The following is a 22930-nucleotide window of genomic DNA, read 5'->3' as shown; positions in this document are numbered from 1 at the left end:
CACACCATCTTCTGAATGTCGATCCGTCCTAAAAGCCGGATTTCGGCCTCAGTCTAACCACTCCCGGATTGCGCCGTTGACGATCTCCGGCGCTTCCCAGGTCACGAAGTGTCCTGCATCGACCTTGCACACCGTCAGCGCAGGAACAAAGCAATCCAGCCCTTCAAGCTGCACCGGCGTCAGCGCGGTATCGCGCATGCCCCAGATGACCAGTGTGGGCATCTGCATCCGCGGGAAGGGGGCGTCCAGAAAGGCCGGGCGTTCGGGTGTCTCGTCCAGTGCGGGCACGACAATCGAACTGGCGCGATACCAGTTGAACATTGGCGTCATCGCGCCCGGCTTCGTCCATTGCGCGAGATAGACCGGCTTTTCTTCCGCCACCTTTGCCGGATCGACATAGGGCGCGAAGCTGGTGTCGAAAAACTGGTCCATGCCGATCGATTCGATATGCCGTTCGATCGCCGGATCGCGAAAGGCGCGGAAATACTGGCTGGCATTGCGCTGGACGGGGTCGTCGATCAGCGTTTTCTGAAAGATATAGGGATGCGGTGCGTTGCAGATAATCAGGCGCTCGACGCGGTCGGGATTAAGAAGTGCCGCCATCCACGCCACTGCGCCGCCCCAGTCATGGCCGGCAAGAATGAAGCGGTCCTTGCCGAAATGATCCATCAGCGCCAGCGCATCGGCGACCGGCTTGTCGGGCGTATATGCCTCGACGTCCTGCGGCTTGTCGGAGTCGGCATAGCCGCGCTGGTCGGGGGCGACGACGAAATGATCGCGCGCGAATTCGGCCATCTGATGCCGCCAGGTGCGGTGCGATTCGGGAAAGCCATGCAGGAACAGGATCGCGGGTGCCGCCGGATCGCCCGCAGTCACGACATTCAGGGTAATGCCGGTGGACAGGGCGATGCGTTCGGCATGTTCGGTCATGGATAGCTTACCGTCTTGGGAATTTCCGGAATGGGAATCCATTCCGTATCGTCCCCCGGTACTTTGGGGAAGCGTCCTTCCTTCCAGTCATGCTTTGCCTGTTCGATGCGGTCGCGATCCGATGATACGAAATTCCACCAGACATGGCGCGGGGTGGCAAAGGCTTCGCCACCGCAAAGCATGACACGGCCGCCCTTTTCGGAACGCAGCGTCGCCGCCATGCCGGGGCGCAGGACATAAAGCGTCTGCGGTTCCAGCGGCAGCCCATCGAGGGAGGCCGCGCCCATTGCCACATAGAGCGCGCGTTCATCGGCCTCCGCATCGACCGGCACCGATGCACCGGGTTCCAGCATGATGTCGGCATAGATGGTTTCGGCATAACAGCTTGTCGGTGCGCTTGCGCCCCACAGCGTACCCATGATTATACGTGCTTGCGCTCCGGCGTGTTCCACCAGCGGCAGGTCGTTGGCCGCGACATGTTCGAAGGCGGGGTCCATTTCCTCGCAGGCTTCGGGAAGGGCCAGCCAGGTCTGGATACCCGACAGTTCGGGACCGTGCGCGCGCTCATCACCCGGCGAGCGTTCGGAATGGACGATACCGTGCCCGGCGGTCATCAGGTTGACCGCACCCGGCTCGATACGGGCAAAGGTACCAAGCGAATCGCGATGGTCGATCGCGCCTGCGAACAGATAGGTGACGGTCGAAAGGTTGATGTGCGGATGCGGCCGCACATCGATGCCGTGGCCGGCCTCCAGATGTGCCGGCCCCATCTGGTCGAAAAACACGAACGGGCCGACCATCGTGCGCGGGCGCGAGGGCAGGGTCCGATGCACCTTGAACCCGCCCAGATCGTGGGTGGTGGGCTGAATGGTCTGGGCAAGAAGGTCGGTCATGCTGCGTCCAGTTCGTGATAATGGCGGAAGATGCCCTCTTCGTTGAAGGCCAGCCTGCGGTCGCTGTTCAGATAGGCCTTCATTCCCGGCAGGTCGGCGACGAGATCGTGAAGGCGGATCAGGTTGGGAATGTCCTTTTCCAGCGTCTGCATCCGTTCGGGGAACATGTAGCGCAGCCCTTCGACCAGTTGAAACAGCGAGCAGTCGGTATAGGTCCAGCGATGATCGATCAGCCAGTCGCCTTCATTGGCAGTGATGGCACGTTCGAAATGGTTCAGAAATTTAGGCATTCGTTCGCTGCGAAACTGTTCGGCTGCACGTGCGGCTTCCGCTTTCTGGTCGTCATAATACAGCCCGCCGCCGACCGGATGGTGCACATTATGCGCTTCGGCCACCATGTCGGCGATGGTCAGTTCAACCTGATGCAGCCATAGCCGGTCCGCCATGTTCGACGGTGCAAGGTGATGGCGTTCGCCCAGATACATCAGAATGTTGGCGACCTGTGCAATCGCGAAGCCGTCGATTTCAAGATAGGGCGGCGCAAAGGGCTTGCGCGCGAAGCCTGCCATATTTTGCATCATCGCCTCCGCGCCCGTTTCGCGCGCGCAATCGCGATAATCGATGCCGCCCGCTTCGAGCGCCAGGCGGACGAACTCGCCGCGCCCCTGGATACCCGGCCAGTACCAGAGATTATAGGGCATCAGTCTGCTTCCGGCGGTCGTGCCTTGATAGCCAGCGCATGGATTCGGTCCTCCATCAGATCGCCAAGCGCCCGATTGACCAGTCGCTGTCGATCGACACGGGAGGTGTCGATAAAGGCGTGGCTTTCGACGATGACGGTAAAATGCGATTCGCCCGATCCGTCATCGCCCATATGGCCTGCATGATGACGGCTGTCGTTAATGACCTCCAGATGCGTGGGCGCAAGGGCGGCGGTAAGGCGATCCGCGATTTCGCGGGCGACGGGTCCGGTGGCGATGTCGTTCATCCCGCCTATATAGGGCGTTTTTGACGAGGAGTCGCGTGGCACGCGGAAGTAACCGGAAAGAAAGGCCAAAGGCACGTTTTCACGGTCGGGTGGAGGCGGACGGACGCGTGTGCGCGCATCCCGATTGCCGCGAGCCGGGAGAGTTTCGTGCACCGCCGCTGGATGGACCGGCAACCGGCGAAGGGCCACGCCGCTATCGCTGGTTCTGTCTTGACCATATTCGCGAGTTCAATGCCGGATATAATTATTTCTCAGGCATGAGCGCTGACGAGATTCACGACGCGCAGCGGCCTTATTCGGGCTGGGAACGTGAAACCCGCGCCTTTGCCAGTACAGGGGCCGACCGGCCGCCGCGCTGGACCGAATTTGCCGACCCGCTGGACGCCATCGGTGCGCGCTTTCGCGACAAGGTGCAGGCGGCGCGACGTGACGGCAAACCGCTGTCGGGGCGCGATCGGGAGGCATTGCAGGTGCTGGGCCTGAAAACCGATGCCGATCGCAGCGCACTGCGCCGCCGCTACAGCGAACTGGTGCGTAAATATCATCCCGACCGTAACGGCGGCGACCGCAGCCATGAACAGGCCCTGCGCCGGGTGATCGACGCCTATCAGCAACTCAGGGAATCAGCGGCCTTCGCCTGATAATGGCCGGCCGGGTTCGGCTTCGCACGGTCCAGACACGCCAGACGTTTTCGACCGGCGCGTCGATCAGCCTGCGAGGCCGCGTCGGGCCGCCTCGATTGCGGCGATGTCGATCTTTGTCATCGTCATCATCGCTTCCATCGCGCGACGGGCGGCTTCGCGGTCGGGGTCGGCTATCGCTGTCATCAAGGCCCGTGGCGTAATCTGCCAGCGATAGCCCCAGCGGTCCTTGCACCAGCCGCAGGCGATTTCTGCGCCGCCATTGCCGGTAAGCGCATTCCATAGCCGGTCGGTCTCTGCCTGATCGTCGGTGTGGACCTGTAACGAATAGCGGTCGTTCGGCGCTTCCTGCGGCCCGCCGTTGAGCAATATATAGGGCAGGCCGCACAGCGTCATTTCCACCACCTGCACGCTTCCTGCCGGGGCACCCGGAACGTCGAGCGATGATCGGGTGATGTTCCCGACCGCGCTGTCGGGAAAGGTATCGGCATAGAATTGCGCCGCCTCCAGCGCATCGCTGTCAAACCACAGGAAAACGGATGCCTTGTTCGCCATGGTCAGGCCTCCAATTGTTTGCCGACCATGGCGAATATCGCACCCTGCGGGTCGGTGGCGAGGGTGATGTAATCGCCGCCGGGGACTTCCGCCGGTCCGTGCAGGATCGTGGCACCGCCTGCGGTGGCGCGTTTCGTTGCCGCGTCGATGTCGTCCACGCGCCAGTAATAGCTCCAGTGCGGCGGTGGTCCGTTCTTCGGCCGGTCCATCATTGCGCCGATCCGCACGTCCGCATGTTTGATAAACTGATAGTTGCCCATCTCTCCCATCGACATCGCGCCGCAGGGCTGCCAGCCGAAATGGCGGGTATAGAAGGGCAGGACGGCCTGATGATCCGCCGCCGTCAGCTCATTCCATGCGACGTGCCCGGTCTTTTCGGGGTCGAACGCGGTGCTGGTTGCATCGGGGGGTGAATCTGCGGGCGGGATGGGCTTCATGATATAGAAGGGTGCGCCCTGCGGATCGGTGACGAGCGCGATCCGTCCGACATTGGGAATGCTGTTAGCGGGCATCCAGACCGTGCCGCCATCGGCCACGATTGCCGCCAGTACCGCATCGACATCCTCTACGCAGATATAACCGAGCCAGGTCGGACGTGCCCCGCCTTCACGCATCTCGGCGGTAATCTCCATCGCGCCGCCGACGGTGGCGTCGGGAGCGTCGATCATGCGATAATCCATATCGGAAAGGTCGCTGCCGCGTTCGGCGATGTTCCAGCCCATCACGTCCTGATAAAAGCTGCGCGCTGCCGCCAGATCGCTGGTCAGCAGTTCGTACCAGATGAAACTTCCCTGCGGATTTCCCATGGCATCCTCCTTATTATCGCGCTGGTTCAGGCGTCGCTTTTGCTGTCGAACACGGTTTCAAAACCGCCCCAGAACATGCGTTTGCCGTCAAAGGGCATGTCCATGGTCTTCATGCGGTCGTCGCTCATCATTGCTTCCCACGCGGCGTCGCGAACCTCCTTTGACGGCCAGGTGATCCAGGAAAAGACGACGCATTCGCCGTCCTTCGCCTGCACCGCCCTGAAGAAATCGGTGTGCTCGCCTTTGGGAATGTCGGTGCTCCAGCATTCGACATGGTGGAGCGCGCCATGTTCGAAAAAGATCGGTTTGGCAGCTTTCGCGGAGGCGATATAGGCCTCCCGGTTCCCTTCGGGCACGGGAACCACGAACCCGTCGACATAGGTCATGCTGTCTTCTCCTTCATGCCGGAGCGGGGGCTTCGGCTTTGAAATCGGCAAGCTGCGCGGCAATGGCCGTCTGATAGGCAGGCCGGGCGGTCCATCACGCTGATCAGGTGCGTGTCATAGGCGATGCCCGCTTCCTCCAGCGCCCAGCGCATGCGAAAATCGCGAACATAGGTTCTTGCGAAATCGGGCACCCAGTCAAAGGCGAAGACAAACGGGCGGTTCATGGCACGCCCTGCGTCTGCATCGCGGTTTTCGCGCCATCCATGTCCATCCAGAACGGGCCGAAGCCATGGCCGTCCGGGTCTTCGAAGGCGCGGCTGTACATGAATCCCTCGTCCTCCGGCGGATGCGCTTCGCGTCCCCCGGCGGCAATCGCCTGTTCGGTGATGGCGTCGACATCGTCGCGACTGTCGAACGACAGCGCATAGAGCGCGCCGCTGGTCGCATGGCTGTCGGCGATCGGTTTCGACGTGAAGCCGCTGTAGAAACCGTGCGTCAGCAGCATCACCGACACGGTATCAGACCATTCCATCGCCGATGCCCGCTCATTCGAAAAAAGGTCGTTCTTCCGGAATCCGATCGCCTGATAGAAAGCAGTCGATTTTGCCAGATCCCGTACTGGCAGGTTTACGAAAATCCCCTTCGCCATCGGTCCCTCTCCTGGTTACGACTCGGAAGATATTGCGAAGCGTGACGCACGTAGTTATAAAAAACAACTATGAAATCAGAAAAAGAAACTGATAAGTCTTCTATACTAACTAAAAGGTGGTACGACGATGCATGCGGCGCGGCACTCGCGCTCGAATTTCTGGGTGAGCGCTGGTCGATGCTCATCGTGCGCGAATTGCTGCTGGGGGGCAGGCGGTTTTCCGGATTGCGTGCGAGCCTGCCCGGTATCAGCGCCAATGTGCTGACTCAGCGGCTGGCGGGGCTGGAGCAGACGGGCGTGCTGACGAAACGCAAATTGCCGCCGCCTGCGTCCGCGCAAATCTATGAACTGACGCCTTGGGGCTATGAAGCGGAGGGGCCGATCTGTGCGCTGTCGCGCTGGGCGGTGCGCTCGCCCTTGCACGATCCGAGCCTGAGCCTGAGTGCGACCGCGCTGATGCTGTCGATGAAGACCATGTTCGTGGCCGGGCGCGCGGACGGCGTGAACGGCGCGGTCGGATTTTGTATCGGCGATGACGGGTTCGTCGCCTGGGTGGAACAGGGCCAGCTGGTGGTGCGGCGTGGCGACCCGGCCGAAGCGAAGGCGGTGATCGAAACCGCGCCGTCCGCACTGTTGCCCGTGATTTACGGCGGAATGCCCTTGTCGCAGGCGGCTGCGGCGACCATGCTGTCGGTGTCCGGCGATCAGGCGCTTGCCGTGCGGTTTCTGGGGTGTTTCGCGCTGCCGCCCAAAATCGGCTGAGGGTGCTCCGGCGCTTCGTCACCGCTTTTTCCCTTGCCCCGCACGCGGACCTTCTTAAGTGGAGGGACGTTGCCTTGCGGTGCGAAAAGATACAGGAACAGTGATGGCCAGCATTCCCAATACCCAGCCCGACAGCCGTGAAACCACGGTGCTCGACGCACCCGACAAGATGGTCAAGGTGCGCGACGTGTTCGGGATCGATCTCGACATGGAATGCCCGGCGTTCAGCGAAGCCGATGAGCGTGTGCCCGACCTCGACCCGGCCTATGTCTTCGATCCCGATACGACGATGGCGGTACTGGCGGGCTTTGCCCATAACCGCCGGGTGATGATTCAGGGCTATCACGGCACCGGCAAATCGACGCATATCGAACAGGTGGCGGCGCGCCTGAACTGGCCGTGCATCCGGATCAACCTCGACGCGCATATCAGCCGGATCGACCTGATCGGCCGCGACGCGATCGTGCTGAAGGACGGGCAGCAGGTTACCGAGTTTCGCGAAGGGCTGCTTCCCTGGGCGCTGCAGACGCCGACCGCGCTGGTGTTCGACGAATATGATGCGGGCCGTCCGGACGTGATGTTCGTCATCCAGCGCGTGCTGGAGACCGAGGGTAAGCTGACGCTGCTCGACCAGAACCGGGTGATTCGTCCGAACCCGTGGTTCCGCCTGTTCGCGACGTCGAACACGGTGGGGCTGGGCGATACCAGCGGCCTGTATCACGGTACGCAGCAGATCAACCAGGGACAGATGGACCGCTGGAACATCGTCGTCACGCTCAACTATCTGCCGGCCGCGACCGAGGCGCAGATCGTGCTTGCCAAGTCGGGCGAATATGACAAGCCCGAGGGCAAGGAAGTGGTCGAGCAGATGATCCGCGTCGCCGACCTGACCCGCAAGGGCTTTGTGGGCGGCGATATCTCGACGGTGATGAGCCCGCGCACCGTCATCACCTGGGCGCAGAACGCGTTGATTTTCGGCGATGTCGGCTTTGCCTTCCGCCTGTCCTTCCTCAACAAATGCGATGAGGCGGAACGGCCGCTGGTCGCCGAATATTATCAGCGCGTGTTCGGCAAGGATCTGCCCGAAAGCGTGGTGGGCAAGGCCTGAACCAGCGGGTGGCTGAGAAATCTCCCCTCGATGCCTTCAAGGCGGTGCTGGGCGGCGCGGCGCGTGCGCTGTCGGACGAGGCGGAGATCGAGCTCGGCTTCACCGCCGACGCGCCGGTGCAGTCGGGACGGCATATCAAGGTGCCGATGCCCGCGCGCAGTCTGCCGCCCGAGCAGGTGGCCGAAGCGCGCGGCTTTGCCGACAGTTTCGCGCTGCGTCTGAAATATCACGACGCCGCCATGCATCGTCGTGGCGCCCCGCAGGAGGCGGTGGCGCGCGCGGTGTTCGATGCGGTGGAGACCGCGCGCGTCGAGGCGCTGGGATCGCGTGGGTTTGAGGGGATTGCCGCCAATCTCGACCATGCGCTCGCCATGCGGCTGCGCAGCGACCCGATCACGCGCGCGCGCAGCAAGGAGGAAGTGCCGCTTTCCACCGCAATCGGCCTGATGGTGCGCGAACGGCTGACGGGGCGCGTGCCGCCGGTGGAGGCATTGCCCGCGATGGCGCTGGTCCATGACTGGATCGAGGAGAAGGCGGGCAAGGATCTCGACGCGCTGAGCATGGCGGTGGACGACCAGCAGGCATTCGCCAGACTGACCTCGCAAATGCTCGAAGACCTCGAACTGACCGAGGGCGAGCTGATGCCCGACGATAGCGAAGAGGGTGGCAGCGACGACGAAGGCGCCGAGGATCAGCCCGATGAAGAGGGGGAGGAAGGCGACAGCGAGGGTCGCGAAGGCGACGGCGAGATGGACGCGCGCGGCGAGCAAAGCGACGATCAGCAGGGCGAGGGCGAGGAGTCCGAAGCGGAAGCCGAAGCCGGCGACGAAGGCGACGGCGAACCGGGGGACGACGGCGAAGAGGGGATGATGCCGGTGCGGCCCAATCGTCCCTGGTCCGACCTGCCGCCGCAATTCGAATACAAGCCCTATACCACGCGTTTCGACGAGGTGATCGCCGCCGGTGAACTGTGCGATGCCGAGGAACTGCAACGCCTGCGCACCTATCTCGATCAGCAGATGGCGCATTTGCAGGGCGTGGTGACAAAGCTTGCCAACCGCCTGCAACGTCGCCTGATGGCGCAGCAATCGCGGAGCTGGGACTTCGATCAGGAGGAAGGGTTGCTCGATGCCGCGCGGCTGGCGCGCGTGGTGGTCAATCCGATGCAGTCGCTCAGCTACAAGATCGAGCGCGATACCGAATTTCGCGATACGGTGGTGACTCTGCTGATCGACAATTCCGGTTCGATGCGCGGGCGGCCGATTTCGATCGCGGCGATCAGCGCCGATATTCTCGCCCGCACGCTGGAGCGGGTGGGCGTGAAGGTGGAGGTGCTGGGCTTCACCACCCGCGCATGGAAGGGCGGCCAGTCGCGCGAGGAGTGGCTGACCAATGGACGGCCCGCCAATCCGGGGCGGCTCAACGATATTCGCCACATCATCTATAAACAGGCGGACGAGCCATGGCGCCGTGCCAAGCCGTCGCTGGGCCTGATGATGCGCGAAGGGCTGCTGAAGGAAAATATCGACGGCGAAGCGCTGCTCTGGGCGCATAACCGGCTGATCGCGCGGCCCGAAGACCGCAAGCTGCTGATGGTGATTTCCGATGGTGCGCCGGTCGACGATTCGACGCTCAGCGTCAATTCCGGCAGTTATCTGGAGCGCCATTTGCGGCAGGTGATCGGCTGGATCGAGGCGCGGTCGCCGGTCGAACTGTCGGCAATCGGCATCGGCCATGACGTGACGCGCTATTATTCGCGCGCGGTGACGATCATGGATGCCGAACAGCTTGCCGGCACGCTGATCGAACAGCTTGCCGCGCTGTTCGACGAGCAGTGACGATCGAAGCGCCGCCGGGGGGCTTTGCCGGACCGGTAAAACGGTCGGTGACGATTGCCGGGCACCAGACTTCGATCAGCCTGGAGCCGGTTTTCTGGCACGCGTTGGAGGAAGCGGCGGCGGAACGCGCGTTGCCGCTGAACGCGCTGATCGCGCAGATCGATGTGCAGCGCATCGCCGCCGACGATCCGCCCAATCTCGCCAGCGCGATCCGGTGCTGGCTGTTTGCGCGCCGCGCGAACCGCGCAGACGACTGACCACCCACCCATCCATTCGACGCGGGAAACGCGCGCTGTCGGCCCCCGCATCAGGCGGTGAAGGGAAAGCCATCGCCACTTGCACCGAATGCAATATTGAAAATTATTCTCAATAGCGTTGACTCTGCGAATTATTCTCAATAGCGATCCCCTCGATAACAGAAATCGAAAGGGGCCATCATGTCATCCGCCGTTGCACGAACCAGTCGATCCACCGCCGTACCCGCCTATCTGGCGCTGTCCTGTGTCGGGTTCATTGCGTCCGCGCCTGCCGCCCATGCCGCGAATGACGATGCGGGGCTGTCCGCGGTATCGCAGGACCGACGCACCGATATTCTGGTGCATGGCGAGCGTGAACTCGACGGACCGAAGGCGACTGCTTCGATTGAAAATACACCGCGTTCGATCACGGTGCTGCCCGATACGGTGATTCAGGAAAGCGGCTCCTCGACGCTGGAACAGGCGCTGCGCACGGTGCCGGGCATCACCTTCGGCGCGGCAGAGGGGGGCAACCCCATTGGCGACCGGCCCTTTATCCGCGGCTATGACAGCCAGGGCAGCATCTATGTCGACGGCGTGCGCTCGATCGGATCGCAAAGCCGGGAAGTGTTCGATGTCGAACAGGTGCAGATCGTGCGCGGATCGGATTCGGCGCTGGGCGGGCGCGGCAATGCCGGCGGGTCGATCAACATCATTTCCAAACTGCCCCGACGCGACACATTTGTCGCCGGAGCGGTCAGCTATGGCACGAATAATTACAAGCGGATCACGGTGGATGCCAATGCGCGGCTGAGCGACAATATCGCATTCCGTATCACCGCGATGGGCCATGATCAGGATGTCGCCGGGCGCGATGCCGTCTGGCAGCGCCGCTGGGGCGTGGCACCCTCCTTCACGCTGGGCATCGACAGCCCGACGAAGCTGACGGTCGCCTATTACCACCTCACCACCGACGAACTGCCCGATGGCGGCATTCCCTATCTCTATACCAACAAGAACATTCCCGGCGCGGATGTAACCACCTATCCCGCCGATCATGTAACGACCGAAAACGGCCGCACCGGCACCGTGCCGCGCACCGCCTTTTACGGACTGAAGGATCGCGATTTCCGCAGAACCCTGATCAACGAGGCGACGATGCGCGCCAGCCATGATTTCGGCACGGTAACGCTGCGCAACACGGTCCGCTACAACCACACCAATCAGCGCTATATCTGGTCGCAGCCCGATGACAGTCAGGGCAATGTCTATGCGACCGGACAAGTGTTCCGCCGGGCGCTCAACCGGTTCGACACCACCGAAAGCCTGATCGACCAGCTGGACCTTTATGGCACGGCGCATACCGGGCCGCTCAAGCACAGCTTTGCGGCGGGCGCCGAGTTTGCATGGGAAAAGGGCGACAACGGCCGCTACAACGTCACCAACGATCCTCGCTGCACGCCGGAGGGGGTTGCACGGTATAATTGCACCGACCTGTTCAACCCGACACCCGACGATCCCTGGGTCAATTACGCATCGGACACGTCGGATGACGTGGTGCCGATTACCCGGCAGGGACCGGACACCACGACGATCAGCGAAATCCATACCAGTTCGATCTATGGTTTCGACAGCATCACGGTGATTCCGCAGCTGATCGTCAATCTGGGCGCACGCTATGACTGGTACTGGACGGGAGTCCGCGCGCCGGTGAACGATGAAGGCTTCCGTCCCGAGACCGATTACAGCGAGAGCTTTTTCAACTGGCAGGCGGGTGTGGTGTTCAAACCCACGAAGAACACCAGTCTTTACGCCTCCTACGCCACCTCCTCGACCCCGCCGGGAAGCCTGCTGGGTGAAGGCCGGGAAGGTAATGCGGTGGGCGCCAGCCGTCGGGAAAATCTCGCAAGCCTTGACGATTTGAAGGTGGAAACGTCGCGCAACTATGAAGTGGGTGCGAAGGCCGACCTGTTTCATGGCGGGCTGGGGCTGAGCCTCGCGCTGTTCCGCACCGAAACGAAAAATTCGCGCACCACCGGCCCGGACGGCTTTGTGCAATATATCGGTGCGCAGCGGGTGCAGGGCATCGAGTTCGGCATCAATGGTAAGATCACACCCGACTGGAGCGTGTTCGGCGGCTATACCTATCTCGACGCGATCGTCACCGATGGCGGTTTTGCCGCGACGACGGTGGGCGACGTCACGCTCTATGCCCCCTCGGCAGGCACCGGCAAACGGTCGCCCAACACGCCGGAGCACAGCGCGACGCTGTGGACGACCTGGCAGGTGACGCCCGCCTTCTCGATTGGCGGCGGCGCGATCTATATGTCGCGGGTCTATGGCGGATATGCCGACGAGCGCACGATCGAGGACGGTGCGGTGGTCATCACCAACCGGCTGGCGCGTGCGGTGCCCGGTTATGCGCGTTTCGACCTGACCGCCGACTGGAAGATCGACAAGCATCTCGACCTGCGCGTCAACGTCCAGAACCTGACCGACAAGCGCTATTACAACAAGGCCTATGCCAGCCATTACGCCTCGATCGCGCCCGGCCGGTCGGCCTTTGCAACGCTGAACTTCCGCTACTGATGGCGATGCTGGCAGCACTTTCGCGGGATGAACTCGACCGGCGGCTGGCGGAGCCGGCTGCCGGTCGGGCCGCGCTGATCCGGCAGGCCGCCGAAGAAGGCGTGGCCGAAGCGCAGACGGTCTTCGGTCAGATGCTGCTCGACGGGGTCGAGGTGGAGCGCGATGCGACAGCGGGGTTCGAATGGTTCGTGCGCGCGGCGGCGCAGGGGCATCTGATGGCGCTCAACATGGTCGGGCGCTGTTACGATCTCGGCTGGGGCACGGCGGTGAACAAGGCGCGAGCGGCCGAATGTTTTCGCATCGCCGCGACACGCGGGCTGGAATGGGGCATGTATAATTATGCCACCGCGCTGACGATGGGCGAGGGCGTGGCCGAGGATAAGGCGGCGGCATTCGGCTGGTTCGAAAAGGCCGCCGCGCTGGGCAATGCCAAGGCGATCAACTTCATCGGCAGCTTTTACGAAGACGGCTGGGTCGTCGAACGCGACAGGGTGAAGGCCGGTGATTGCTACGCCCGCGCGGCGCAGGGAGGCGATTTTCGCGGCGCGTTCAATCATGCCCGGATGCTGGCGGAGGACGGGCAAGGCGACCTGGCGCTGCAATGGCTGACGGCATGCGGACGCACCGCCAATGCGCGTTTCATCGAAAAGGCCGAACGCTGGCTGCGCGATTGCCCGTTCGCGGCGTTGCGCAACGATGGCGTGGATGCCCTTCGGGCAGGAGCGGAAGCGCGATGATGCTGGCGATTCCCGATGTGCTGGATGCGGCCCATCTGAAACGGCTGCGCGCTCTGGTCGACGGGGCGGAGTGGGTGGACGGCAACGCCACCTCCGGTGCGCAATCGGCGCTGGCCAAGGTCAACGAACAACTACCCGAAGGGGGGGAGGCGGCGCGTGCAGCCGGTGCGATGGTGCTCGATGCGCTGGCGGCATCGCCGCTGTTCGTCGCTGCTGCTTTGCCGCTGAAAGTCTATCCGCCGCTGTTCAACCGCTATGCGGGCGGACAGGCGTTCGGCGCGCATGTCGATAACGGTGTGCGCATTCAACGCGGCAGCGATTTTCGTATCCGGTCCGACCTGTCGGCGACGCTGTTTCTGGAAGACGCGGACGCCTATGACGGCGGAGAACTGGTGGTCGAGGATCGGTTCGGCGAGCAGCGGGTGAAGCTGCCCGCGGGTCATATGCTCCTCTATCCGGCGTCCAGCGTGCATCGAGTCGAGCCGGTAACGCGCGGTGCGCGGGTCGCCAGCTTTTTCTGGATTCAGTCGATGGTGCGCGATGAGGGTGCCCGGCGTCTTCTGTTCGATCTCGACCGGTCGGTACAGGCGCTGAATGCCGAGCTGGGCGGCGAGCATCGGCAGGTGATCGAATTGACCGGCGTCTATCACAATCTGCTGCGCCGCTGGGCGGACGCATAGGGACATGGCAATGACCAGAATACAGATGCGCAACGCCTGGTTTCAGGCACATAAATGGATCGGCCTGATTCTGGCGATCCTGATTATCCCGATTTCGCTGACCGGATCGGCGCTGGTGTGGGATCATCAGGTTGATGCCTTGCTGCACCCCGCGCGCTATCATGCGAGCGGGCCCGCGGCGCTGTCGCCTGCGACCTATGTCGCCCATGCCGAGGCGCGGCTGGGGCCGAATATGCGGGTGTCGCGTCTTATGCTGTCCGACGACGCGCCGGTTCAGGTGCAGGCGGTTGAAGCGAAGCAGTCGCGCGGGCGCCCGGCGCGCACCACCGTCTATCTGAGTCCTGCCAGCGGCGCGGTGGTGGATGTTGCGAAAAGCGGGTCGGGGCTGTTGTTCGTTTTCCATCGCCTGCACGGATCGCTGATGGTGCCGGGTATCGGGCGTCAGGTCGTCGGCTGGATCGGTGTGGCGATGCTGATTTCCTGCATCTCCGGCATCTGGCTGTGGTGGCCGACGGCGGGAAGCTGGATACGCGGACTGCGCTGGCGGCGGCATCGCAACACCGACACCAATCTGCATCACCTGCTGGGGTTCTGGATTGCGCTGCCGCTGGCGGTGCTGTCGTTCACCGGTGCGTGGATATCTTTTCCGCAGTTCTTCGGACAGTTTGAGGCAAAGCAGCCGCAGCAACAGCGTGCCGGGCCGGGCAGGCGTGAACTGATGCGCGCCAAACCGCTGGCGGCGCCCGTGCTGACGCTGGATCAGGCGTTGTCGCGTGCCGCGTCCGTAGCGCCGGGGGCGGTGCGTTCGGTGAACTGGCCGACCGACCTTCAGGCGCGATGGACGGTTACGACTAGTGGAGGACAGGCGCGGGTCGATGACGCTACCGGCATGGCGCGGCGCGACCGTGCCCGACGGGGGGAGGGCGGTTCGATGAACCTGTCGCGCTGGATGCGCGTCATCCATGACGGGCATGACATGCCGCTACTCTGGCAGTGCATCGTCTTTCTGGGCGGGATCATCCCGGCGATACTGGCGGTTACCGGCATCATCATGTGGTGGCGCGCACGCGACTGGCGCACGGCGCAGAAGCGGCGGCGGAAACGTCAAACCGCATAGAAGCCGCGGTCAGGCGTATGCGCGCCAGAAGAACAGCACCGTCACCGCCGCCGTCCACAGGATCGTCCAGACCCGGATGGGGGTGGGGGGCAGGCGCTTGCCGAACAAGGCGCCCAGCCAGCCGCCGATCAACGCACCGATCAGCATCGGAACGCACGCCCACCAGACGATCATGCCGAACCCGATAAAGACGAAGGCGGCGGCGGTGTTGGCGATCGCCAGCATCAGGGTACGCACCGCGAACAATTCTCGCGGCATCACTTTGGCCAGCAGGCCATATGTCGCGGTGGTCATCATCCCGATACCACCGCCGAAATAGCCGCCGTAAAGGCCCAGAAACGCCTGCGCGATGAATAGTGTCGTCAGACCGATGGTCACGCGTGCATGCAGCCATTCCGCTGCTTTCTTGCCGAAAACGAGGATCAGGAAAGCCAGCAGCAGAAACCACGGAATGATGAAATCGAAAGTGCGGGTCGGCGTAATGACCAGCAGGAAGCTGCCGAATAGTGCGGCAACAAATGTGGTGAGCGCCAGCCATTTGGGGCTGGCACCGCCGATCGGCCCAAGTTCCTTGCGAAAGGTCAGTGCGCTTGCCCCCGCACCGGGCAACAGCGCGAAGTTGGAGGTTGCGTTGGCGTTGGTGGCGGGCAGGCCGAGCGCAATCAGCGTCGGCATGGTGGCGAACGACCCGCCGCCCGCCAGCGCATTCATCGCCCCGCCCAGAAAACCGCCGCCCAGTGCCAGAAATAGCGAGAAACTGTCCATCTGGGCCGCTCTCTAAAGCGCAAATGCGCAAATGGCGATGGGGCGCGGCACCAAAAACGAAACCGATATCGGGACTTTGCTGAAAATCGCCCTGTCACCTGTGGAAAGGCCAGGGCGGCGGCGTCGATGGAATGGAAACCGGAAAAATTGAAGGACGCATAATGCCCCTTGGCGCGATTGCCGTCACGATGCTGCTTGCCAGTGCACCGGCGAATATGTCCGGCCCCGTGCAGGCCGCTATTGCCCGGTCGGCACCGCCATCGGCAACGCAGGCCGGTCCGGTATCGGACAAGGGGCAATCCTCGCAACGTGGCACGACGCAGGGCGCGCCGTCCAAGTCTGCTCAACCGGTTGCGGAGCAGGCACCGGACCTGATTGTCGTCGCACCCAGTCTGAATGCCCCCGACGATCCGCTGGCAAAGGTCAATGTAGCGGTGTTTTCCGGCGCGCAGAAGATCGATTCGCTTGTCTTTGCGCCGCTGGCACATGGCTATAAACACGACATTCCAAAGCCGGTCCGACATGGCCTGCGCAACTTCCTGAACAATCTTCATGAACCGGTGGTGTTCGTGAACCTGCTACTGCAACACCGAATAGGTAAGGCGGTGGAAACGCTCTGTCGTTTTGTTATCAACAGTACGCTTGGCGTCGGCGGGTTGATCGATGTCGCTAAGCGCAAGCCGTTCAACCTGCCGCTGCGGCGCAACGGCTTTGCCGACACGCTGGGTTTTTACGGCGTGAAGCCGGGAGCGTTCCTGTTCCTGCCGATCATCGGGCCGACGACGGTTCGCGATCTGATCGGCGGGACGCTGGACCGCATGATGTTGCCGCTGACCGTCGGCGTACCGTTCAGCGATCCGCGTTTTACCGTGCCCACGGGCGTGATCCGCGAACTCGACAACCGCTCCCTGTTCGACAAGCAATTGAAGAAAATCCGCAGCGACGGCGACGCTTATGTCGCGCGCCGCGATTTCTATTTCAAAAAGCGTCGTGCCGAAATCAGCGGGCTTCACACCCGCCATACCGGGATTTTGCTTTGGTACACCTCACAGCCAGAGACGAAGCAGCAATTGAAGAAACCTGCCGTAACCCTAGCTCCGCCCGCCGACGCAGCCCCCGCCAAGGCGACAGCGCCTATCCCAGCGCCGCCTGTTTCTCCGCTGCCAGCCGATCGAGCTCGGCCCGCGATTTCTTCTCCGCCGCCGTTTTGAGCTGACCGCAGGCCGCATCGATATCACGGCCGCGCGGGGTGCGTACGGGTGCTGAGATGCCTGCTTCGAAAACGATGTTGCTGAATGATTTCACCCGCTCGGGTGTCGAGCATTCGTACGGGGCGCCCGGCCATGGGTTAAACGGGATCAGGTTGACCTTGGCGGGCAGGCGATATTTTTTCAGCAGCCGCACCAGCTCTCGTGCGTCCGCGTCGCTGTCGTTTTTGTCTTTCAGCATGACATATTCGAAGGTGATGCGCCGGGCATTGTTGGCACCGGGATAATCGGCGCATGCCTGCAGCAGTTCCTCGATGCCGTATTTGCGATTGAGGGGCACGATTTCGTCGCGCACCTCCTTGGTTACTGCGTGAAGCGATACCGCAAGGTTGACGCCGATCTCCTGCCCGCATCGCTCCATCATCGGCACCACGCCGCTGGTCGACAGCGTGATGCGGCGTTTCGAAAGCGCCAGCCCGTCGCCGTCCATTACGAGCTTCAGCGCGGCCTTTACCGAGTCGAAATTATACAGCGGCTCGCCCATGCCCATCATCACGATGTTGGTGAGCATGCGCCCTTCGGGCTGGCTCGGCCACTCGCCCAGCGAGTCGCGCGCGAGCATGACCTGCCCGACAATCTCTCCAGCGGTCAGGTTGCGCACCAGCCGCATCGTGCCGGTATGGCAGAAACGGCAGTTGAGCGTGCAGCCGACCTGACTCGACACGCACAGCGTTCCCCGATCGGCGTCGGGGATGAACACCATCTCATAATCCTGTGCATCCGGGGACCGCAGCAGCCATTTGCGCGTGCCGTCGGTCGATACCTGCGCCTCGACCACTTCGGGCCGCCCGATTACGAACCGTTCGGCAAGCCAGGGATGCTGCGCCTTGGCGATGTCGGTCATCGTCGTAAAGTCGATGGCGCCGCGATTATAGATCCAGTGCCAGAGCTGTTTGGCACGCAGTTTCGCCTGACGCGGTTCCATGCCCGCCGTTTCCAGTGCGGTCCGAATGTCGTCCCTGGGCAGGCCGATCAGGTCGACCTTGCCGTCCGCACGGACGGGCGCGCCACGCGGAACGGGCACGGGATCGATATGCCCCGGAATGGGCATGGCAGGCGTCTCAACTTTCTGCATAGCCGCGCACATAAGCGATTTTGGCCGGTTTCGCCAGTGTTTCGGACGAGTCAGCCGCCGTCGGCTTTTCCGGGCCGCGCGAAACAGGCGACGGCTGCGGCATCGATGGCGGTCGCGGCTCCCTGCAAGGCATATACATCGGTGAAGGGACGGCCGCGCCGGTCGACGGTTTCGACGCTCATGGCGCGGCCGGAGCGCATTGCGCCGGTGATCGCGCGATCGGTTGCCGCATCGGGTGCCCAGGCGTCCTGATCGCCCGCGACCAGTTCGAAACGGCGATCGCCCACTGACAGGGTGACATGGGCGTTGGGGTTTCGCGGGCGGCTGAGGCGAATGTAGAACTGGTCCCGAATGCCGCTGGCGGGCCAGTCGGAGACGGTCGCGAACGGCTTTGCGTGGCGATAGCGGCCCACCGGCTCTGCAATCGCATAACAGCGCCGCGGCCCCGCTTCCTGAAAGGTGCCCCAGCTATTGTAGACGCCCAAAGCATCGGCAGCAGAGGCGGGCTGACAGACCGGAAACCCCGCGATCAATCCAAGCACCGGCAGCAACCGGACCATCGCGCGGCAAACGGATTGCCGCAGTGCAGCACCCGATTGCCGCGAGAGAAAGGCGTGCTTGGAAGGCATCCCCCGCTTTTCAAGCCCCTGTGGCTCAAAAGCAACGGAAATCCGCGTTTATCTGGCGTTCATGCAACCAGTGGCCGTCCTCCGGCATTTTCCGCATCCCTGCTCATCAGGGCATGAGTGAAAGAGAATAGAATGGAGTTTCGTATGCGTATGCTTGCCTTGACCGCGCTTGGTGCGGTTGTCGTCGCCACCCCTGCTTTCGCCCAGACCGGGCCGCAGGTGCCCTTCAACGGACCGCGGGTCGGTGTGGTCGCGGGTTATGACGGCATCTCGCCGGGTAGCTCGCAGGATTCGAACATCGACGGCACCGATCGCACGGCGAGCGGCCTGCTTTATGGTGTCGATGCCGGCTATGACGTCAATCTGGGCCATGCCGTGATCGGCGTTGACGGCGAAGTCGACGGATCGACTGCAAAGGTGAACCCCTATGACGGCAGTGACAATTATTTCGGCTATGGCCGCGTAAAGGCGGGGCGTGACCTGTATATCGGCGCGCGTGCCGGTATTCTGGCGACGCCGACCACGCTGATCTATGCCAAGGGCGGTTACACCAACGCCCGGCTGGATGTGACGGCGACCGACGGTACGCTGGCCGATGGGCGCCACTTCAATCTGGATGGGTTCCGGGTCGGCGCGGGTGTGGAAAAACAGCTTACCCCAACCAGCTATGTGAAGCTGGAATATCGCTATTCCAACTATGGCGATGCGCGGTTCGAATATTCGGACGGCACCAACACTAACAACTTCGACGTCAATACCGACCGCAATCAGGTGGTCGCCGGCGTCGGATTCCGCTTCTGAACCGTTTCCAACCGTTCAGTTTCGGACAAAGAAAGGGGTCGGAGCCGCTTGCTCCGGCCCTTTTTGTCGTTAGAGATAGTTTATTGGTACTTTACAGTTACCGCCCTGCACCATGCAGTACGAATCACGTGAAAGGCCGGGGGTTACAATCATGAAAGCGACGATCGAGCGGGCAACCTTGCTGAAGGGGCTGAGCCACGTTCAGTCGGTGGTCGAACGGCGCAACACCATCCCCATTCTGTCGAATGTCCTGATCGAGGCGTCGACCGAAGGATCGTTGCGACTGATGGCGACCGATCTTGACCTGCAGATCGATGAAACGGTGCCCGCCGCCATCGATCAGCCGGGATCGACCACGGTGTCGGCACACACGCTGTTCGACATCGCCCGCAAGCTGCCGGAAGGCGCGCAGGTCGAACTGACCGCTGCGGAGGGCAAATTGAAAATCACGGCGGGGCGCTATTCGTCCTCGCTGCCGACGCTGCCGCGCGACGATTTCCCGGTGATCGCGGAAGGCGACCTGCCCGTTACGTTCGAGCTTCCCGCCGAAACCCTGAAACAGATCATCGACAAGACGCGTTTCGCGATTTCGACGGAGGAAACGCGCTATTATCTGAACGGTATCTTCCTGCACGTCGCGGATGAGGATCAGCCGGTGCTGAAAGCGGCGGCGACCGATGGCCACCGGCTTGCACGTGTCACCGTGGCGCGTCCGGACGGGGCGGAGGAGATGCCCGACGTGATCGTACCGCGCAAATGCGTGGGCGAGCTGCGCAAGCTGCTCGATGAAATCGACGGATCGGTCGGTGTGTCACTGTCGGGATCGAAGATTCGATTCGATCTGGGGCAGGCGATCCTGACCTCGAAGCTGATCGACGGCACCTTCCCCGATTATACCCGCGTCATCCCGACCGGAAACGACAAGCTGCTCAAGATCGATCCGAAGAGCTTCATGGAGGGGGTGGATCGCGTTTCGACCATCGCCACGGAAAAGACCCGTGCGGTGAAGATGGCGCTCGACCGCGATAAGATCACGTTGTCTGTCACCAGCGCGGAAAACGGCGCAGCAGCCGAGGAAGTGCCCGGCGATTATGTCGCGTTGCCATTCGAAATCGGGTTCAACAGCCGCTATCTGCTCGACATTCTCGCGCAGATCGAAGGCGATATGGTCGAACTGCATCTTGCCGATGCGGCCGCGCCCACGCTGATTCGGGAAAATGAAAAAAGCCCGGCGCTTTATGTGCTGATGCCGATGCGCGTCTGATCGTTCAGGGAGGAGGGGAAGATGGTGTTGACGGCTGCGTTGCTGCTGCTGGCGGGAGTCGATCATGTCCCCAAATCCAGACCCGCGCGCTGCGATATTCATGCGGCGGGCGGGATGGCGTTCAAAGGGCCGTGCGCCTTTCTGCCGGAGGAGAAGGGCACATTTTCCGTACAGCGAGATATGTCCGCTCCGTTGTTCGGGAACATCGAGATGGTGACCGTGGTGGTGACCGGTCCCGGTGAGGCGATGGTGCAGGGGCTGACCGGCGACGGCATTGTTTCGCGCTGGGGTCCGGCAACCCGTTCGAAAACTGACAAGGCGTGTTGGGTCGGCGAGGACTTTCGTATCTGCGCCTATTGAAACGCAGGCGGCGATCATTTACTAACATATTTGTTAGTAAGGATGCAGGTTATGGCAACCCGAATGGTCGAGGACCGCACCATTGCCGACGCGCCGCCGACGTTCAATCCGTCGGTTGCGACGAAGCGCGACTGGCGCGGAGCCTTTGCCGCGCTGCGCAGGCTGCTCGCCGACGGCAATGATACCGTGCAGGTGTTTCGCATCATGCGGGCGCTGAACGGCGATACGGCACAGCGTAACTATCGCCGCCTGCTGACCCATCCCGGCGGGGGCAAGCTCGCCTATCGCCGGACTGAACTGGCGGAGCGGTTCAGTGATCGGGCATGGCTGGAAAGCTTGCCCGAAGGATCGGTGGGCGCGCACTATCGGGCGTTTCTGGATCGCACCGGCTTTTCGGCAACCGGGCTGGCCGACATTTCCTATACCGACCTCGATGCCCAATCGCGCGGGGTGGAGCATCCCTATGCCTGGTTCGGGCGGCGCGAGCGCGATATTCACGATATCTGGCATATCCTGACGGGGTACACGGCCGAGGAACATCTGGGCGAGGCGTGCCTTGTCGCTTTCTCCTATGCACAAACCCGCGGTCTGGGCTGGGCGGCGATCGGCACCGGTGCGGCACTCAAAAGCCTGCGTATCACCCGCGACCGGCGCTTCGCCGCAGCCGTGTGGGAGGGGTATCGCCACGGCAAGCGGGCCAACTGGCTTTCGGGCGAGGATTATGAGGCGCTGCTGGCCGAACCGCTGGAGGCGGCGCGCAAACGTCTGAACATCGCCGACCCGGTCAAATATCACGCAGCGCAGGCATGGCTGCGCGAACGGCGGATCAGCGGCATCTGACCCGCCGCTTTTTCTGCCTACTGTTTTTCCGGCACCGGCACGTTGAACCCGTTGAGCGTCATCGACACCAGACAATAGAGCCCGACCAGATAGATGAGTTCGGCCGTGCCATCCTGTCCGAAGGTATCGACCGCCAGATCGTAACAGGGCCGCGGCAGAGTGCCGCCATTGACCAGCGCATAAGCGACGTCATAGGCGACGCCTTCTTCGTCCGACAAATCGTCGGGTTTGATATTGGCGCATAGTTCGGAAAGCCGCTTGTCGTTCATGCCGTCGCGCTCGGCGACCTCGACATGGGCATACAGTTCGTATGCCGCATCGAAATGTGCGCCGGTGACCAGGATCGCGACCTGACGTGCCGGGTCGGGCAGCGTCGCCGCCATCGACATTGCCTTGGTCAGATCCCAGATCGCACCGCCCATTTTCGGCCAGCGCAACCATGGGTTCCACGGCCCCATCAGCGCGCCGTCGTCGCGAATGGCAATGAAATCATCAAATTTCTCGCCGATGCCCGCTTTCATATCGGCATAGAGCGGGCGTTGTTCGTCGCTGAGCTGGTCGGGCGGTAGCAGGGGAAGGCGCATGGGGAGTGCTCCGGTATAAAGGGAAAGGGTACGTCGCCATAGCGATTGGCGCGCGCGCCGGTTCCCCGCCGGAACCGGAATTATTGCGCGAGGACGGCGCTCGCCTTTGCCTTGCCCTCGTCGCGGATTGCGCGGGCCTTGGCGGCCCCTTCCTGCCGCACCAGCTTGGCTTCGGTCTTCAGCGCGTCGGCACGGACCTTCAGCCGCCGGGCCTCGAAACTGCCCGACTGACCCGCCTGATTGAGGATGCCTTCTGCCTGTGCCTCCATATCGGAAGCCTTGTTATCGGCAGCGGCCGTCAGCGCGTCGGCACGGGCATCGGCCTCATGCTGCAACTGTTCGGCCTGTTTTTCCTGCGGGGTTTTTGGGTGGCAGGCAGTAAGGCTGGTGAGTGCCAGCGCGGCAAAGAGGATTCCGGTTCGCATTGCG

At 62.5% G+C, this 22930-nt stretch carries 28 protein-coding genes; 14 read left to right on the top strand and 14 right to left on the bottom strand.

Annotated features, from left to right (window positions below; all coding sequences use genetic code 11):
• Positions 1-48: 48 nt before the first annotated feature.
• Genes FHR23_RS10000 through FHR23_RS09985 form a run of 4 tightly spaced genes read right to left on the bottom strand, consistent with a single transcriptional unit; the run spans position 49 to position 2811 of the window.
• Positions 49-930 (bottom strand): alpha/beta fold hydrolase, encoded by an 882-nt coding sequence (locus tag FHR23_RS10000; protein WP_184003495.1) that lies wholly within the window; start codon positions 928-930, stop codon positions 49-51.
• Positions 927-1823, bottom strand: a complete 897-nt coding sequence (locus tag FHR23_RS09995) for a pirin family protein (RefSeq protein WP_184003493.1) — start codon at positions 1821-1823, stop codon at positions 927-929. The genes FHR23_RS10000 and FHR23_RS09995 overlap by 4 nt, the downstream gene beginning before the upstream one ends.
• Positions 1820-2524, bottom strand: coding sequence for a glutathione S-transferase (locus FHR23_RS09990; protein ID WP_184003491.1), 705 nt, complete (start codon positions 2522-2524; stop codon positions 1820-1822). The genes FHR23_RS09995 and FHR23_RS09990 overlap by 4 nt, the downstream gene beginning before the upstream one ends.
• Positions 2524-2811, bottom strand: a complete 288-nt coding sequence (locus FHR23_RS09985) for a BolA family protein (RefSeq protein WP_184003489.1) — start codon at positions 2809-2811, stop codon at positions 2524-2526. Before FHR23_RS09985 ends, FHR23_RS09990 begins: the two co-directional genes overlap by 1 nt.
• Positions 2812-2846: 35 nt before the next feature.
• On the opposite strand from FHR23_RS09985, the gene FHR23_RS09980 reads away from it, so the two are divergent.
• Complete coding sequence (locus tag FHR23_RS09980) at positions 2847-3452, top strand: DnaJ domain-containing protein (RefSeq protein ID WP_184003487.1); 606 nt, start codon at positions 2847-2849, stop codon at positions 3450-3452.
• Between the two features lie 66 nt (positions 3453-3518).
• On the opposite strand, the gene FHR23_RS09975 is transcribed toward FHR23_RS09980, so the two are convergent.
• The 5 genes from FHR23_RS09975 to FHR23_RS09955 are packed head-to-tail and all read right to left on the bottom strand — an operon-like array spanning position 3519 to position 5848.
• Entirely contained in the window at positions 3519-4007 is a 489-nt protein-coding gene (locus FHR23_RS09975) for a VOC family protein (RefSeq protein WP_184003484.1), read from the bottom strand.
• 2 nt (positions 4008-4009) lie between these two features.
• Entirely contained in the window at positions 4010-4813 is an 804-nt protein-coding gene (locus tag FHR23_RS09970; RefSeq protein WP_184003482.1) for a VOC family protein, read from the bottom strand.
• 26 nt (positions 4814-4839) lie between these two features.
• Entirely contained in the window at positions 4840-5199 is a 360-nt protein-coding gene (locus FHR23_RS09965) for a DUF1428 domain-containing protein (protein ID WP_184003480.1), read from the bottom strand.
• Complete coding sequence (locus FHR23_RS16460) at positions 5196-5423, bottom strand: thioredoxin domain-containing protein (RefSeq protein ID WP_221227505.1); 228 nt, start codon at positions 5421-5423, stop codon at positions 5196-5198. The genes FHR23_RS09965 and FHR23_RS16460 overlap by 4 nt, the downstream gene beginning before the upstream one ends.
• Positions 5420-5848 carry a VOC family protein gene (locus FHR23_RS09955; RefSeq protein ID WP_184003478.1) on the bottom strand — a complete coding sequence of 143 codons (429 nt, stop codon included), beginning with the start codon at positions 5846-5848 and terminating at the stop codon, positions 5420-5422. Before FHR23_RS09955 ends, FHR23_RS16460 begins: the two co-directional genes overlap by 4 nt.
• Positions 5849-5917: 69 nt before the next feature.
• Between FHR23_RS09955 and FHR23_RS09950 the strand changes: the two genes are divergently transcribed.
• From FHR23_RS09950 to FHR23_RS09915, 8 genes are all read left to right on the top strand, one after another.
• Complete coding sequence (locus FHR23_RS09950) at positions 5918-6610, top strand: winged helix-turn-helix transcriptional regulator (RefSeq protein ID WP_184003476.1); 693 nt, start codon at positions 5918-5920, stop codon at positions 6608-6610.
• Between the two features lie 103 nt (positions 6611-6713).
• A complete protein-coding gene (cobS, locus tag FHR23_RS09945) occupies positions 6714-7718 on the top strand; it encodes a cobaltochelatase subunit CobS (RefSeq protein ID WP_184003474.1) in 1005 nt (334 codons plus the stop codon).
• Between the two features lie 8 nt (positions 7719-7726).
• On the top strand, positions 7727-9556 hold the full coding sequence (cobT, locus tag FHR23_RS09940; protein WP_184003472.1) for a cobaltochelatase subunit CobT: 1830 nt from the start codon (positions 7727-7729) through the stop codon (positions 9554-9556).
• Positions 9553-9813, top strand: coding sequence for a ribbon-helix-helix domain-containing protein (locus FHR23_RS09935; RefSeq protein ID WP_184003470.1), 261 nt, complete (start codon positions 9553-9555; stop codon positions 9811-9813). Before cobT ends, FHR23_RS09935 begins: the two co-directional genes overlap by 4 nt.
• Before the next feature lie 180 nt (positions 9814-9993).
• Positions 9994-12381, top strand: a complete 2388-nt coding sequence (locus tag FHR23_RS09930; RefSeq protein WP_184003468.1) for a TonB-dependent receptor — start codon at positions 9994-9996, stop codon at positions 12379-12381.
• The gene (locus FHR23_RS09925; RefSeq protein WP_184003466.1) at positions 12381-13118 is read left to right on the top strand and encodes a tetratricopeptide repeat protein; all 738 of its coding nucleotides are present in this window, start codon (positions 12381-12383) and stop codon (positions 13116-13118) included. Before FHR23_RS09930 ends, FHR23_RS09925 begins: the two co-directional genes overlap by 1 nt.
• Positions 13115-13798, top strand: coding sequence for a Fe2+-dependent dioxygenase (locus FHR23_RS09920; RefSeq protein WP_184003464.1), 684 nt, complete (start codon positions 13115-13117; stop codon positions 13796-13798). Before FHR23_RS09925 ends, FHR23_RS09920 begins: the two co-directional genes overlap by 4 nt.
• A 10-nt stretch (positions 13799-13808) precedes the next feature.
• Positions 13809-14915, top strand: a complete 1107-nt coding sequence (locus FHR23_RS09915; RefSeq protein WP_184003462.1) for a PepSY-associated TM helix domain-containing protein — start codon at positions 13809-13811, stop codon at positions 14913-14915.
• Positions 14916-14924: 9 nt separating this feature from the next.
• Here FHR23_RS09915 and FHR23_RS09910 read toward each other — a convergent pair whose 3' ends face one another.
• Entirely contained in the window at positions 14925-15680 is a 756-nt protein-coding gene (locus FHR23_RS09910; protein ID WP_184003460.1) for a sulfite exporter TauE/SafE family protein, read from the bottom strand.
• A gap of 161 nt (positions 15681-15841) precedes the next feature.
• Here FHR23_RS09910 and FHR23_RS09905 point away from each other — a divergent pair, with 161 nt between their 5' ends.
• Positions 15842-16891, top strand: coding sequence for an MlaA family lipoprotein (locus FHR23_RS09905; protein WP_184003458.1), 1050 nt, complete (start codon positions 15842-15844; stop codon positions 16889-16891).
• Here FHR23_RS09905 and rlmN read toward each other — a convergent pair.
• Together rlmN and FHR23_RS09895 are read right to left on the bottom strand one after the other, a co-directional pair.
• Positions 16815-18023, bottom strand: coding sequence for a dual-specificity RNA methyltransferase RlmN (rlmN, locus tag FHR23_RS09900; RefSeq protein ID WP_246359827.1), 1209 nt, complete (start codon positions 18021-18023; stop codon positions 16815-16817). The genes FHR23_RS09905 and rlmN overlap by 77 nt on opposite strands.
• A gap of 50 nt (positions 18024-18073) precedes the next feature.
• A complete protein-coding gene (locus FHR23_RS09895; protein ID WP_184003862.1) occupies positions 18074-18583 on the bottom strand; it encodes a hypothetical protein in 510 nt (169 codons plus the stop codon).
• 213 nt (positions 18584-18796) lie between these two features.
• Between FHR23_RS09895 and FHR23_RS09890 the strand changes: the two genes are divergently transcribed.
• From FHR23_RS09890 to FHR23_RS09875, 4 genes are all read left to right on the top strand, one after another.
• Entirely contained in the window at positions 18797-19453 is a 657-nt protein-coding gene (locus tag FHR23_RS09890; RefSeq protein WP_184003456.1) for an outer membrane protein, read from the top strand.
• A gap of 151 nt (positions 19454-19604) precedes the next feature.
• Positions 19605-20717: a DNA polymerase III subunit beta gene (dnaN, locus tag FHR23_RS09885; RefSeq protein WP_184003454.1), complete on the top strand. Its 1113-nt coding sequence runs from the start codon at positions 19605-19607 to the stop codon at positions 20715-20717.
• Positions 20718-20738: 21 nt separating this feature from the next.
• Positions 20739-21077: a hypothetical protein gene (locus FHR23_RS09880; RefSeq protein WP_184003452.1), complete on the top strand. Its 339-nt coding sequence runs from the start codon at positions 20739-20741 to the stop codon at positions 21075-21077.
• A 51-nt stretch (positions 21078-21128) separates the two neighbouring features.
• Positions 21129-21917, top strand: coding sequence for a ubiquinone biosynthesis protein COQ4 (locus tag FHR23_RS09875; protein WP_246359826.1), 789 nt, complete (start codon positions 21129-21131; stop codon positions 21915-21917).
• A 17-nt stretch (positions 21918-21934) separates the two neighbouring features.
• Here FHR23_RS09875 and FHR23_RS09870 read toward each other — a convergent pair whose 3' ends face one another.
• Complete coding sequence (locus FHR23_RS09870; protein WP_184003450.1) at positions 21935-22501, bottom strand: carboxymuconolactone decarboxylase family protein; 567 nt, start codon at positions 22499-22501, stop codon at positions 21935-21937.
• 80 nt (positions 22502-22581) lie between these two features.
• Positions 22582-22926 (bottom strand): hypothetical protein, encoded by a 345-nt coding sequence (locus tag FHR23_RS09865; protein ID WP_184003448.1) that lies wholly within the window; start codon positions 22924-22926, stop codon positions 22582-22584.
• Between the last annotated feature and the right edge of the window lie 4 nt (positions 22927-22930).

Source organism: Stakelama sediminis (assembly GCF_014199335.1).
GTDB lineage: Bacteria > Pseudomonadota > Alphaproteobacteria > Sphingomonadales > Sphingomonadaceae > Sphingomonas > Sphingomonas sediminis.
This window is presented reverse-complemented; position numbering and strand designations above follow the sequence as displayed.

What these genes read in the sequence shown, in the direction of transcription:
- FHR23_RS10000 (WP_184003495.1), bottom strand. Translation starts at nt 930, where the DNA reads ATGACCGAACATGCCGAACGCATCGCCCTGTCCACCGGCATTACCCTG.
- FHR23_RS09995 (WP_184003493.1), bottom strand. Translation starts at nt 1,823, where the DNA reads ATGACCGACCTTCTTGCCCAGACCATTCAGCCCACCACCCACGATCTG.
- FHR23_RS09990 (WP_184003491.1), bottom strand. Translation starts at nt 2,524, where the DNA reads ATGCCCTATAATCTCTGGTACTGGCCGGGTATCCAGGGGCGCGGCGAG.
- FHR23_RS09985 (WP_184003489.1), bottom strand. Translation starts at nt 2,811, where the DNA reads ATGAACGACATCGCCACCGGACCCGTCGCCCGCGAAATCGCGGATCGC.
- FHR23_RS09975 (WP_184003484.1), bottom strand. Translation starts at nt 4,007, where the DNA reads ATGGCGAACAAGGCATCCGTTTTCCTGTGGTTTGACAGCGATGCGCTG.
- FHR23_RS09970 (WP_184003482.1), bottom strand. Translation starts at nt 4,813, where the DNA reads ATGGGAAATCCGCAGGGAAGTTTCATCTGGTACGAACTGCTGACCAGC.
- FHR23_RS09965 (WP_184003480.1), bottom strand. Translation starts at nt 5,199, where the DNA reads ATGACCTATGTCGACGGGTTCGTGGTTCCCGTGCCCGAAGGGAACCGG.
- FHR23_RS16460 (WP_221227505.1), bottom strand. Translation starts at nt 5,423, where the DNA reads ATGAACCGCCCGTTTGTCTTCGCCTTTGACTGGGTGCCCGATTTCGCA.
- FHR23_RS09955 (WP_184003478.1), bottom strand. Translation starts at nt 5,848, where the DNA reads ATGGCGAAGGGGATTTTCGTAAACCTGCCAGTACGGGATCTGGCAAAA.
- FHR23_RS09950 (WP_184003476.1), top strand. Translation starts at nt 5,918, where the DNA reads ATGAAATCAGAAAAAGAAACTGATAAGTCTTCTATACTAACTAAAAGG.
- cobS (WP_184003474.1), top strand. Translation starts at nt 6,714, where the DNA reads ATGGCCAGCATTCCCAATACCCAGCCCGACAGCCGTGAAACCACGGTG.
- FHR23_RS09930 (WP_184003468.1), top strand. Translation starts at nt 9,994, where the DNA reads ATGTCATCCGCCGTTGCACGAACCAGTCGATCCACCGCCGTACCCGCC.
- FHR23_RS09925 (WP_184003466.1), top strand. Translation starts at nt 12,381, where the DNA reads ATGGCGATGCTGGCAGCACTTTCGCGGGATGAACTCGACCGGCGGCTG.
- FHR23_RS09920 (WP_184003464.1), top strand. Translation starts at nt 13,115, where the DNA reads ATGATGCTGGCGATTCCCGATGTGCTGGATGCGGCCCATCTGAAACGG.
- FHR23_RS09915 (WP_184003462.1), top strand. Translation starts at nt 13,809, where the DNA reads ATGACCAGAATACAGATGCGCAACGCCTGGTTTCAGGCACATAAATGG.
- FHR23_RS09910 (WP_184003460.1), bottom strand. Translation starts at nt 15,680, where the DNA reads ATGGACAGTTTCTCGCTATTTCTGGCACTGGGCGGCGGTTTTCTGGGC.
- FHR23_RS09905 (WP_184003458.1), top strand. Translation starts at nt 15,842, where the DNA reads ATGCCCCTTGGCGCGATTGCCGTCACGATGCTGCTTGCCAGTGCACCG.
- rlmN (WP_246359827.1), bottom strand. Translation starts at nt 18,023, where the DNA reads ATGCAGAAAGTTGAGACGCCTGCCATGCCCATTCCGGGGCATATCGAT.
- FHR23_RS09895 (WP_184003862.1), bottom strand. Translation starts at nt 18,583, where the DNA reads ATGGTCCGGTTGCTGCCGGTGCTTGGATTGATCGCGGGGTTTCCGGTC.
- FHR23_RS09890 (WP_184003456.1), top strand. Translation starts at nt 18,797, where the DNA reads ATGCGTATGCTTGCCTTGACCGCGCTTGGTGCGGTTGTCGTCGCCACC.
- dnaN (WP_184003454.1), top strand. Translation starts at nt 19,605, where the DNA reads ATGAAAGCGACGATCGAGCGGGCAACCTTGCTGAAGGGGCTGAGCCAC.
- FHR23_RS09880 (WP_184003452.1), top strand. Translation starts at nt 20,739, where the DNA reads ATGGTGTTGACGGCTGCGTTGCTGCTGCTGGCGGGAGTCGATCATGTC.
- FHR23_RS09875 (WP_246359826.1), top strand. Translation starts at nt 21,129, where the DNA reads ATGGCAACCCGAATGGTCGAGGACCGCACCATTGCCGACGCGCCGCCG.
- FHR23_RS09870 (WP_184003450.1), bottom strand. Translation starts at nt 22,501, where the DNA reads ATGCGCCTTCCCCTGCTACCGCCCGACCAGCTCAGCGACGAACAACGC.
- FHR23_RS09865 (WP_184003448.1), bottom strand. Translation starts at nt 22,926, where the DNA reads ATGCGAACCGGAATCCTCTTTGCCGCGCTGGCACTCACCAGCCTTACT.